Below are 12,157 nucleotides of genomic sequence, written 5' to 3'. Positions count from 1 at the left end.
GGGGGGGTGTGGGGGGGGGGGGGGGTGGGGGGTGGGGTGGGGGGGGGTGGGGGGGGGGGGGCGCCCCCCCCCCCCCCCCCCCCCCCCCCCCCCCCCGGCCCGACGCTGGCTGGCCCGCCGGGCCGCCGCCGCGGGCGCCGTCGGCTACGTCACCCGCGAGACGCTGCAGGCCCGCTACCCGGCGGCGCCCGGGGCCCTGCGCGCCAGCTACGCCTACGGTCGTCTCGGCCCGGAGGACTTCACCGTAGCCGCCCGCCCGCCGGCGTCCCGGCCGCCCGTCCCGGCCACGGTGGTGACGATCGGGTCGCAGGAACGCCGTTACAAGGGGCACGACATCCTTCTGGCGGCTGTCGGGCTGCTCGACGCCTGGAAGTATCCGTTGCGCGTCGTCATCGTCGGCTCCGGGCGTCACCATGACCAGCTGGTGCGGAGCGCGCGGCGGGAGGGACTCGACGGGATCGTCGAGTTCGTGCCGGCGCTGGACCGGGCCGGCGTGCGCGCGTTGCTCGACGAGGCCGACCTGTTCGTCCTGCCGTCGCGGACCGAGGGGCTGCCCAGAGTGGTCATCGAGGCACTGGCCCGCGGGGTGCCGACGCTCGGCACCGCTGTCGGCGGCACGGTGGAACTCCTCGCGGTGCAGGATCTCGTCCCGCCCGAGGACCCGTTGACGCTGGCGGTCCGTATGTCGGAGGTGCTCGCCAGTCCCGGCACGCTGGCGGCGATGTCCGCCCGTAATCGCATGGCCGCCGAGGAGTACCGCGGCGAGCGGCTGAACGAGCGGGCCAGCCTCTTCTACCAGGCCATCGTCGACTGGGACATGCCGCGAGGTGCCCGTCCCGGTACCTCGAACGGGGCGGCCACCAGGCGTTCGACCCCGACCCCGGCCGGGGTCGGGGCATCGCGTGGCGCCGCGGTCGGAATGAATGCCGGGTCTGTGGCCGGGCCGGCAGCCCGTGCCCTCGTCGGGGCCGCGAGCCGTCCACCACGGATCCCCGACGCGCGGCGCACCGCGGACGGCGCGCGCTCCACCCCGTCGCCCCCCGCCCGGCCGCGTCCCGGCGCACGCGGAAACCGGCTGGCCGGCAGTGCGCACACCACCGGCGCGTCGGGGGCGGAGAAGCGCCCGTGACCACCCCCGAGATGAAGGTAGCGACCGTGCCACCTTCCCCGACCCCCGCGCCCGCGACCCCCGCGTCCGAGATTTCCGGGTCCGAGATTTCCGGGTCCGTGGCGTCCGGACCCGTGGCCTCGGCACCGCCAGCGTCCGCGACGCCGACGCCGACGCCGACGCCGACGCCGACGACGTCGGGCTCGGCGCCGGCACCCCCCGCGTCGTCGGACCCGACAGTGCCGGCGGCGGCCGTGCGCCCGGCGGCCGAGCCAGCGTCGCCCCGTGGACCGGTGCGGGTTCTGGAGGTGCTCGGGCGAATGGACCGCTCCGGGGTGGAGCTGCGGGCGCTGAACCTGCTGCGCCGGCTGGACCCGAACGAGTTCCGCCTTGAGTTCGCGGTGACCTCCGGCGCCGCGGGCACGCTGGACGAGGAGGTCCGGCAACTCGGCAGCGAGGTCTACTACTGCCGGGCCGACTGGCTGTTTCCGCTGCGGTTCCTGCGCCTGCTACGCCAGGTACAGCCGGACGTCGTCCATTCGGCCGTGGCGACCTTCTCCGGGGTGGTGCTGGCACTGGCCCGTATCGGCGGGGTGCGCCGCCGGGTTGCCTACTTCGTGAGCAGCGCCGACCGGCACGGGGCGAGCCTGCGTGGCCGGGTACAGCGCTTCGCCTGCCGGTGGCTGCTCGACCGGTCCGCCACCAACATCATCGCCGTCAGCGAGGCCGCGATGCGGGGGCTGTGGCGGGAGTCCTGGCGCCTGGACGACCGCTGTCGGGTCATCTACAACGGCGTGGAGCTTGAGCCGTCCGGGGTGGCGATCGCCGCGCGGCGACGCAGCGGCGAGTCCGAGGACGACCAGTCCGCCACGATCACCGTGGTGCACGTCGCCCGTCCGGACCCGCTGAAGAACCGGGCCCGGGCGATCGAGGTGTTCGCGGTGCTTCGGGCCCGCTCGGTGCCGGCACAGTTGCGCATCGTCGGCCGGCAGGATCCCGCGGAGACCGCGGCGCTGACCGCGCTCGCCGAGCGGCTGGGCGTTGCCGCGGAGGTCGAGTTCACCGGCGAGGTGCAGGAGATCTCCCGGCTGCTGGCCGGATCGTCCCTGCTGCTGGTGACCTCACTGCACGAAGGGATGCCCACGGTCGTGCTGGAAGCGTTGGCGGTGGGGACGCCGGTACTGTCCGCGGACCTCCCCGGTGTCGGGGAGATCTCCCGGCTGCTGCCCGGAGTGACGACGCTGCCGCTGAGCGCCTCCGACCTGCTGTGGGCGGACACCGCCGAGATGATCACAGCCCTCCCGCCGACGCTGGATCAGCGGCGGGAAGCCATGCGGCTGGTACGTCGCTCCCCGTTCACGATGGACACCTGGCAGCGTGACATCACCGCCGTGTGGTCCTGACTGATGCCCGCCTCGACCCGAGCGGTGGGAACGCGCCGCCCGCTGGCCCCGCCGTCCATGGGTGTCCCGCCCGTCGACCCGCCCTCACGGCGGGCCCGGCGCACCGACGTCCTCGGCCTGTCGCCGGGCGCTGGCGCGCAGCGTTCGGCGGCACTGGCGTTCGTCGGCTGCGGCCTGGCGTTGTTCGTCGTGGCCGCCTGGTCCACGTCCCTCGCCGGCCTGCCCGAACGCACCGCTGCCCGGGTGTGTGTCGTGCTCGTCGCCAGTTGTGTGCTGCTGTGCGTGCGTGCCCAACCGCGCGGCATGTGGGCCTGTTCGTCCGTCTACCTGATCACTCTGTCCGTCTTTCACTTCGGCGTGGCTCTGCTGTACGCCACCGACACCTCGTTCGACCGAATCCGCGCCCAGTACGACTTCCGGTGGCTGGCCGTCTACCCGATGAGCCGGCTGTTCACCCTGGCTACCCTCGGCGTCCTCAGTGCCGCCCTCGGGGTCGCGGCGATGACCTTCTGGCGGACGCTGCGCCGCCCGTACGGCTCCGCCGGCGAGTTCGGGGCCGGATGGGGGATGGGCCGCGGGATCGGACCCGGGCTCACCGCGGGCCCCTTTCCCCGGACGTCTGACCCGGACTGGCCGAGCCTGCGGGCGCCGGTCGGGTTCGTGCTGGTCACAGGGTCCGCCATGGGTCTGGTCGCCATTGTCCTGCGCACCGGTGGGCTCGGGCTGCTGTTCGGCTCCTATGCCGACGTCGGGCAGAGCGCGCTGCGTTCGCCGCTCGTGCCGTATGTGCTGTTCGGCCTGTGCCTGGGCCTGGTGCTGGCGGTCATCGACGGGCCCGGACGCTGGCGGCGCTCCGCGATCGTGATGTTCGCCCTGTTCGCGGTGATCGCCCTTCCCCTCGGCCTGCGCTCGGAAGTGATGTTCCCGGCCGTGTCGGCGGCGGCGATCGCGGCGCGGCGGCGGGTCGTCGTACGCGGTGTGGTCGTCCTGCTCGGAGTGGTGGCGCTGCTCGCCCTCATCGGTGGACTGCGGGAGATCCGCCAGTCGGGGCTCTCCGGGGTCCGGCTGAGCACCGTTACCTTCAGCCCGGTCGACGGCATCGCCGAGCTCGGGGCGTCGATCCGCCCTGTCGGTGCCGTGCTGGACTGGCGGGACGGGATGGGCGAGCACCCGCCGCCGGGCTCGACCTTCTACGGCCAGCTGGAACGCCTCGTGTCCGGGCGGGTGCTCGGACAGCCCCAGCCGTCCCAGTACGGCGACGAACGACTGTTCAACGTGCTCATCATGGACCGCGAGGGCCCGATCGGCGGATCGCCGATCGCCGAGGCCTACTACAACTTCGGTGTCGAAGGCATCGTCGTGTTCCTGTTGCTCACCGGGCTCGTCGTGGCCTGGATGGACCATGGCCGCTCGGCACGCGGCACGGAGGCGGCCTGCCTGGTCCTGCTCGTGCCCCTGATCATCGAGGTCCGCAACGCGTTCGCCGCCGTGCCCGTCCAGGTGCTGATGGGGCTGGTCACCCTCGGCCTGATCCGGGCCGCGGAGACCGCTGCCGCCCGCCGTGCCCGGGCCGACCGGCGTCGCGCCCTCCCGCGTCCTCGAGATCCACGCCGACCGGTGCGCTCTGCCCGCTCGGTCGGTTCTGCCCGCTCGGTCGGTTCTGCCCGCTCGGTCGACGGGGCCTGCCCGGCCGACGGCGCTCGCCCGGTCCGCTCCGGCCGACCGATCCGGCCTGGTAGCGCGACGGGACCGGCCCTGACTGTCCTCCCTGCCCGGTCCGACGCTCCGGTGGCGCAATCCGGATCCCGTCCTGATCCGGTGGCACGGCCGTATCGGGTGCCACCGGCGAATGCGGGCCGCGGCGGCCAGCGGGGAATCGGCCGGGCGGGAACCATCGTCACCGGATGGCTTGCGCTCGCGGCCGGTGCCAGCCTCGGGCAGGCGGTGGTCACCGCGCGGATGCTTCCGCTGGCCGAGCGGGGCGTACTCGTCGTGCTGATGACGATCTGCGCCTTCGGCGCGCTCGTCGGCGGTCTCGGAACAAACGTCGCGTTCCGTCACTACTTCGGCCGAGCCGATCCCCGGGTCAGCACCAGCCACTACCTGGGCCTGTCGCTTGCCGTGACCCCGTTGGCCGCCGCACTGGTCACTGCCGTCGCGTCGCTGCTAGTCACCCTCAGCGGCGGTGCGCGGGTGGATGTGGGCCTGCTTGCCGCCGTCGCCCTGCTCGCCGCGGCGAACCTGCTCGCCGCGCAACTGCTGGACGCGCTCAACGCCGCCGGGAGAATCAGCCTGGCCGCGGCCCTCGTCGCCGGGACTGCCCTGGCCCAGCTCGGCGTGCTGGCGATCGGTCCACGTCATCCCGGCCTCGTGCACATCCTGCTCGTCCTCGCGGCCTGTTGGACGGCGCAGGTGATCGTCTGTCTGGTGGCGCTGGCCCGCCGAGGCCTGCGGGTGGGAGCGCGCTACGACCGGGTCGCCTGGAGCCTGCTCGTGCGCAAAGGACTGCCCGCGCTCGGCCTGAACATCGGCGCCACCGTGGCGTTCCGATTCGACCGGCTGCTCGTCGCGGCCTTCGGCGGGGCGAGCGCGGCGGCGGTGTACTCGGTGGCGTCCGCGTCCTGTGAGGCGTTGCGGCTGGTGCCCGGGTCCGTCGGACAGGTGGCCTTCTACCGCAGCGCCCGCGGCACGCTCGCGCCGGCGGCGCTGCGCCGGGCGACCCTCGCGGTGTGCGGGTTGCTTCTTGCGGCAGGCGGTGTCCTGGCCGTCACCGCGCCGTGGCTGCTGCGCGACCTGTTCGGCCCCGGCTATGGCGCGGCCGTGACTCCGATGCGGCTGCTGCTGGTCGCGGAGCTGCTGCTGGCGCCGTTCCTGATCGAGTGCCGGGTGCTCACCGGCGTCGGCCGTACCGGCGCGGCCGGCAGGGTGGGCCTGGTCGGCTTGCTGCTGTCAGTGGTGAGCTACCCGGTGCTCGTGCCGTGGCTCGGCGCGAGCGGCGCGGCGGTCGGCAGCATCGTCGCCTACACGGCGATGACCCTGCTTGTCCGCCACACGCTACGGGACGCCCTGGCCGGACGCGCCGCCAGCATCGCCCGCGGCGCCGGCCCGGTGACCATGACCCCGCCCGAGCCCGCGGGACCGTTGCCCGCGCTTCTGGTTTCACCCACAGCCACAGCTGTGCCTGGCCTTCGGTGATGCCCGAGCCTGCGCCCGCGACCGTCGCCGCGTCCGAGGGCGCCGTCCTGCCCATACCTGCCGTCAAGGGGATCCGATCATGACCTCGACCGCCCCGGCACGTGGTGTTCCCACGCCCGTCACGCTGGTCGTCCAGTCAGGAACACACGGTGGCCGACTGGCGTTCTTTCGGCAGGCCGCCGACGCCGCCTACTGGGACGACCTGTGGGACGCCCGGCCGGTGGACTATCGACGGGCCCGTGCGGGGCACCTGCCGTTGCACCTGCGCCGGGCGGTGCGCCGCCATGTGCGCCCCGGCGGCCGGGTGCTGGAAGCCGGCTGCGGGCCCGGCGAGTTCAGTGTCGCCATGGCGGCGCGGGGGTTCACCGCCGACGCCGTCGACTGGGCTCCCCGCACCGTGGCGCGGCTGCGGGCGGCGGCGCCGCACCTGCGGGTCTGGCAGGGCGACGTGCGGGCGCTGGAGGTTCCCGATGGCTGCTACGACGCCGTCTACTCGCCAGGGGTCTGTGAGCACTTCGAGACCGGACCGCGCGCGGTGTTGCGCGAGAGCTACCGGGTGCTGCGGCCCGGCGGTGTCGCTCTGGTCTCAACGCCCTGCTTCAGCCCCCTGCTGCGCGCGCTGGGCCGAACCGCCGCATCGTCTCGTGCCGGCCGGGACGCCGGCAGCCGCCGAAGGAGAACGCAGCGTTCGCCCGGCGCGCCGTTGTGGCTGCCGCGTCCCCGGGAGGGAGAGTTCTACCAGTACGCCTTCACCCCGGCGGGCCTCGCCGCCGAGCTGCGCGAGGTGGGGTTCGAGGCGGTCCGTGCCCATCCGTATGGCGCACTGGCGACGGTCCTGGAGTTCACCACCGCGGGCCGGGCCGTGGCAGCCCGGGTGGACCGGGCCCGCCTGCGACCGGTCGAGGCCGGCTTGGACCTCGTCGGTGCTCCCTGGCTGTCGGCCCGTGCCTGCCTGTGGGTGGCGCGCCGCCCCCGGCCGGGCCGCCGGTAGCCGGGGGCGCAAGGGCGCAGCAGCCGGGGAGGCACCGCGGTCGGGGAATCACGTGCCGCGGCGCGCCGTCGACCATTGGGGAGGATCCCTGAGAATGAAGATCGCGACACTGGTCAAGACCGGGGACGGCCCGGTGTGGATCATTCCGCACGTGCTGGCCGCCCGGGCGGCGGGCGACGACGTGGTCGTGCTGCTGCCGGCACCTCACCACTGGGACAGTCGGGTCGCCCGCGAACTGGCCGGCCACGGGGTGCCGGTGGTCGAGAGTCCCGCGCCGCGTCGCGGGGCGTCGCTACCCGCGCAGATCGCCGCGGTCGGACGGCTGCGAGCCACGCTGCGCGAGCTGGGCGTCGATGTCGTCCACTACCACCTGTACGCCTCGGCCCTGGTCGCCCGGTTCGCCACCGTGGGCACCCCGATCACCCGGGTGCACATGGTCGCCGGCCCGCTCTACCTGGACAACACGCTGATCCGTTGGGCCGAGCGGGTGCTCTGCCACCTCGACCACCTGCTGATCGCGACCACCGGGGACATCCGGAACCGGTACGCGGCCCTCGGCCTGCCCGCATCGAGGCTGTGCACCCTGCCCTACGGCGTCGACCTGGGCCGGTTCAGCCCGCCGACGCCCGAGCGGCGCCGGGCCGCCCGAGCCGATCTCGGTATCGGCCCGGACGAGTTCGTTGCTGTCTGCGTCGCCTACTTCTACCCGCCGAAACGGATGGTCCATCCGGGCCGGGGTGTCAAGGGCCATGAAGTCCTCCTGGAGGCGTGGGCCCGGTTCGTCGAACGCGGTGGCCGCGGCACGCTGATCCTCCTGGGCGGCGGCTATGGAGAGGCCGGAACGCGCTACCGCGACCGGCTGCGGGCCGCTTCGGCGTCCCTGACAGGGGCCGACCGGGTCCGCTGGGTGGACAGTGTCCTCGATGTCCGGCCGTACTATGCGGCAGCCGACGTCAACGTGGTGTCGTCCTGGTCGGAGGGTTACGCCTCGGGGATGGAGGCGAGTGCCTGCGGCGTGCCGACGGTGGCCACCGCGGTGGGCGGCCTCCCCGAGGTCGTCGACACCGAGACCGGCTGGCTCGTCGACCCTGGGGACGCCACCGCCCTGGCCGGCGCGCTGCTGGCCGCCGCAGCCGGCCGCGGCACCGCTGACGCCCGGCGCCGGGCCGAGGCCGCGCGCCGCCGCGCCGAGCAAATGCTCGATCGCCACCTGCTCAGCCAGGACACCGTCGCCGCCCTGCACGACGCCGCGGCCAGCCGTCCGGCGAGATCGCGGGCCGGGCAGTCGATGAACACCCTCACCGCTCGCCTGCCGGCTCCACGAGTCCCGGGGCGGCTGGTCCGGGGGCGACGGGGCGGCGTTCACGAGAGCCCGACAGGCGCCGTGCCGTCGAGTGCCGTGCCGTCCGGTGCCGTGCCGTCCGGTGCCGTGCCGTCCGGTGCGGTGCCGTCCGGTGCGCGGCGGGAACGGGGTGTGCCGGGCGGGCCGCTGCTGCGACTGCTGCCGGGACTGCCGCGGCGGATGGCCTGGATCGCCTACCGCGGTTACCTGCTGCGGGTGGACCCGGTCCGCTTCGCCCGGCGTATCGGCGTGCGGGTGGGGGACGGCTGCCGACTGATCGAAATCACCCCGGCCACCTTCGGGACCGAGCCTTATCTGATCCGCCTGGGCCATCGGGTCGGCATCGCCGGTGGGGTGCGGTTCATCACCCACGACGGTGCGGTGACCCGGCTGCGGCGCGCGCATCCCGACGCGGACGTCGTCGCGCCGATCGTGGTCGGTGACGATGTCATATTCGGCCTGAACGCGGTCATCATGCCGGGTGTGACGATCGGTGCCGACGTCATCGTCGCCGCCGGCGCGGTGGTGATGCGGGACATCCCCCCCGGCAGCGTGGTCGCCGGTGCGCCCGCTCGGGTCATCTCCGATGTCGAGCAGTGGGAGCGACGGGCGCTCGCCCGGTCCGTGGGCACCGGGCGGATGAGCCCCCGCCGCAAGCGAGAGGTGTTCCTGGCCCGTTTCGCCGCCCAACTCGACGCTCAACCCGAGGCCGGTCCGGGCGCCGAGTCGGGGGCCTCCGCCTCCGACTCCGCCTCCACATCCGCATCCGGTTCTCCGGCTACGGCCGGTGCCCCGGCGGATCGCGGAGACTCGCCCTCTGATATTCTTAGCGTTGCTAAGTAAATTCGGTAGGGTCAACGGATATCTCAACGTGACAGGATAGCCGCATTGGGATAAAAGCCACATGCCGGTCGATCGCCGGTCGACCGGCCGCGTTGGCTGTGTCACAGACCCTCGGGAGCGGTCCCGCTCGGCGGGAAATGCCAGGATGGACACAGAGCCGGCCGAGGATGGCCGACGTCGCGGGCGGCCCTGCGTCACGGGTCCGCCGCCGGCGTCACCATGGCGTTGCCGCAGGGGTGTGGCCATGGCGGCGAGCCCCGCCGTCCGCGGGTGACGGGTGGCGGGTGACGAGGAGGAGAACGATGGACAGCTTCGGCAGTACCGGATCGCTCACGGTAGGTGACCGCACCTACACGATCAGGCGGCTGGACGCGGTGCCCGGGGCCGGTCGACTCCCCTACAGTCTGAAGGTGCTGCTGGAGAACCTGCTGCGCACCGAGGACGGCGCCAACATCACCGCGGACCACGTCCGGGCGCTGGCGAACTGGGATCCGTCGGCCGTGCCGAGCCAGGAGATCCAGTTCACCCCGGCCCGGGTGATCATGCAGGACTTCACCGGTGTCCCCTGCGTCGTCGACCTCGCCGCGATGCGCGAGGCGATGGCCGCACTCGGCGGCGACCCGGCGAAGATCAACCCGCTGGCCCCCGCCGAGCTCGTGATCGACCACTCGATCATCGCCGACCACTTCGGCCGGCCCGACGCGTTCGAGCTGAACGCCTCGCTGGAGTTCGCCCGTAACCGGGAGCGCTACCAGTTCCTGCGCTGGGGCCAGGCGGCGTTCGACAACTTCACCGTCGTCCCGCCGAACACCGGCATCGTGCACCAGGTCAACCTGGAGTACCTGGCCCGCGTCGTGTTCACCAGAGACACCGCGCAGGGCACGCTCGCCTACCCGGACACCCTGGTCGGCACCGACAGCCACACCACGATGATCAACGGCGTGGGCGTGCTCGGCTGGGGTGTCGGCGGCATCGAGGCCGAGGCCGCGATGCTCGGTCAGCCGGTCAGCATGCTCATCCCGACCGTGGTCGGCTTCAAGCTGACCGGCGAGCTGCCCACCGGCACCACCGCCACCGACATGGTGCTGGTCATCACCGAGATGCTGCGTAAGCACGGCGTCGTCGGCCGATTCGTCGAGTTCTACGGCGAGGGCGTGGCGAACCTGCCGCTGGCCAGCCGGGCGACCATCGCCAACATGAGCCCCGAGTACGGCTCCACCTGCGCGATCTTCCCGATCGACGGCGAGACGCTGAACTACCTGCGCCTGACCGGCCGTCCCGCCGCGCAGGTGGCGCTGGTCGAGGCCTACGCCAAGGAGCAGGGGCTGTGGCTCGACCCGAGCCACGAGGCCGACTACACCACCACTCTCGAGCTTGACCTCGCCACCGTCGTGCCGTCCCTGGCCGGCCCGAAGCGGCCACAGGACCGGGTGCCGCTGGCCACCGCCAAGCAGGCGTTCCGCGCCGCGCTGCCCACCTACGCCAAGGAGACGCCGCTGGCGAATGGTGGCGCCGACGAGGCCGACGCGGAGTCGTTCCCGGCCTCCGACCCGGCGGCGGCGTTCGCCGACAAGCCCTCGGACGCGCCGGTGTCGGTCAACGCCGTCGCCGGCAGTGTCACGGGCCGCCCGTCCAGCCCGACATCCGTGACCCTCGCCGACGGCACCACCGTCGAGCTCGACCATGGCGCCGTCGCGATCGCCGCGATCACCTCCTGCACCAACACGTCGAACCCGACGGTCATGGTCGGCGCCGCGCTGCTGGCCCGCAACGCCGTCGAGAAGGGCCTGTCCCGCAAGCCCTGGGTGAAGACGACGCTGGCCCCGGGTTCGAAGGTCGTCATGGACTACTACAACCGGGCCGGCCTCGTGCCGTACCTGGACAAGGTCGGCTTCAACCTGGTCGGCTTCGGCTGCACCACCTGTATCGGCAACTCGGGTCCGCTGCCCGACGAGATCAGCGCCGCGGTGAACGAGGCCGACCTCGCCGTGGTCAGCGTCCTGTCCGGCAACCGGAACTTCGAGGGCCGGATCAGCCCCGACATCAAGATGAACTACCTGGCGTCCCCGCCGCTGGTTGTCGCCTACGCGCTGGCCGGCACGATGGACATCAACCTTGACACCGACCCGCTGGGCACCGGCTCGGACGGCCAGCCTGTCTACCTTCGCGACATCTGGCCGAGCGAGGCCGAGGTCGCGGCGGTCGTCGCCGATGCGGTCCAGGCGGAGATGTTCGAGTCCGACTACGCCGACCTCTCCGGCGACGCGCGCTGGCAGGCGCTGCCGGTCGGCGACGGCGGCGCGGTCTCGCAGACGTTCGGCTGGGTATCCGACTCCACCTACGTCCGTCACCCACCGTACTTCGAGGGGATGGCGGCCAAGCCCGAGACGCGCACCGACATCGTCGGCGCCCGGGTGCTCGCCGTGCTCGGCGACTCGGTCACCACCGACCACATCTCCCCGGCCGGAAACATCAAGAAGGACTCGCCGGCCGGTCGTTACCTCACCGAGCACGGGATCGCGCCCACCGACTTCAACTCCTACGGCTCGCGGCGCGGCAACCACGAGGTGATGATCCGCGGGACCTTCGCCAACATCCGGCTGCGCAACAGGCTTGCCCCCGGCACCGAGGGCGGCGTCACCCGCCACCTGCCCGACGGCGAGCAGCTGGCCATCTACGACGCCGCCCAGAAGTACGCCGCCGAGGGGGTGCCGCTGGTCATCCTCGCCGGCAAGGAGTACGGCTCGGGTTCCTCGCGGGACTGGGCCGCCAAGGGCACCTCGCTGCTCGGCGTGCGCGCCGTCATCGCCGAGTCCTACGAGCGGATCCACCGCTCCAACCTGATCGGCATGGGCGTCCTGCCGCTGCAGTTCCCCGAGGGCCAGTCGTACGAGTCGCTCGGCCTGACCGGCGAGGAGACCTTCACCATCACCGGCCTCGCCGAGGTGGACGAGAAGACCCCGACCATCACCGTGGTGGCGGGGGAGAAGTCCTTCGAGGCGGTCGTGCGCATCGACACCCCCGGCGAGGCGGAGTACTACCGCCACGGCGGCATCCTGCTCTACGTCCTGCGCTCGCTGCTTTAGCCCCGCAGCGCCGAAAGCCCTCCTTCACTCCAGCCGCCGGGACGCATTCCCGGCGGCTGGAGTCGTCTTCAGGCGCCGACGTGGGTCGCGCAGATGGGGCTCAGGCCGCGTGGGGTGGCGACTTCAGGGCGCTGCGGCTAGCGGTCCCGCGAAGGCCGCGATCTGACAGTGGGACCGCCTTGTAGCCAC

Annotated in this window: 6 protein-coding genes; all 6 read left to right on the top strand. The window is 72.9% G+C overall.

All coding sequences use genetic code 11. The features are described 5' to 3' along the window. On the top strand, nucleotides 1-1,129 hold a 1,129-nt coding region (locus tag MXD95_RS02310; RefSeq protein WP_250638799.1), incomplete at its 5' end, for a glycosyltransferase family 4 protein. 98 nt (nucleotides 1,130-1,227) lie between these two features. Beyond that, nucleotides 1,228-2,511 carry a glycosyltransferase gene (locus MXD95_RS02305; protein WP_374121941.1) on the top strand — a complete coding sequence of 428 codons (1,284 nt, stop codon included), beginning with the start codon at nucleotides 1,228-1,230 and terminating at the stop codon, nucleotides 2,509-2,511. A gap of 3 nt (nucleotides 2,512-2,514) precedes the next feature. After that, nucleotides 2,515-5,706 (top strand): O-antigen polysaccharide polymerase Wzy, encoded by a 3,192-nt coding sequence (locus MXD95_RS02300; RefSeq protein WP_250638798.1) that lies wholly within the window; start codon nucleotides 2,515-2,517, stop codon nucleotides 5,704-5,706. 79 nt (nucleotides 5,707-5,785) lie between these two features. After that, nucleotides 5,786-6,697 (top strand): class I SAM-dependent methyltransferase, encoded by a 912-nt coding sequence (locus MXD95_RS02295; protein ID WP_250638797.1) that lies wholly within the window; start codon nucleotides 5,786-5,788, stop codon nucleotides 6,695-6,697. A 94-nt stretch (nucleotides 6,698-6,791) separates the two neighbouring features. Continuing rightward, on the top strand, nucleotides 6,792-8,882 hold the full coding sequence (locus tag MXD95_RS28370; RefSeq protein WP_285223486.1) for a glycosyltransferase: 2,091 nt from the start codon (nucleotides 6,792-6,794) through the stop codon (nucleotides 8,880-8,882). 302 nt (nucleotides 8,883-9,184) lie between these two features. After that, on the top strand, nucleotides 9,185-11,968 hold the full coding sequence (locus tag MXD95_RS02280) for an aconitate hydratase (RefSeq protein ID WP_250638796.1): 2,784 nt from the start codon (nucleotides 9,185-9,187) through the stop codon (nucleotides 11,966-11,968). Nucleotides 11,969-12,157 lie beyond the last annotated feature (189 nt).

Origin of the sequence: Frankia sp. AiPa1 (assembly GCF_023243075.1) — a bacterium.
Classification (GTDB): domain Bacteria; phylum Actinomycetota; class Actinomycetes; order Frankiales; family Frankiaceae; genus Frankia.
This window is presented reverse-complemented; position numbering and strand designations above follow the sequence as displayed.

Bases quoted from the DNA above. Each gene is read 5' to 3' on its own strand.
- MXD95_RS02300 (WP_250638798.1), top strand. From the start codon at position 2,515: ATGCCCGCCTCGACCCGAGCGGTGGGAACGCGCCGCCCGCTGGCCCCG.
- MXD95_RS02295 (WP_250638797.1), top strand. From the start codon at position 5,786: ATGACCTCGACCGCCCCGGCACGTGGTGTTCCCACGCCCGTCACGCTG.
- MXD95_RS28370 (WP_285223486.1), top strand. From the start codon at position 6,792: ATGAAGATCGCGACACTGGTCAAGACCGGGGACGGCCCGGTGTGGATC.
- MXD95_RS02280 (WP_250638796.1), top strand. From the start codon at position 9,185: ATGGACAGCTTCGGCAGTACCGGATCGCTCACGGTAGGTGACCGCACC.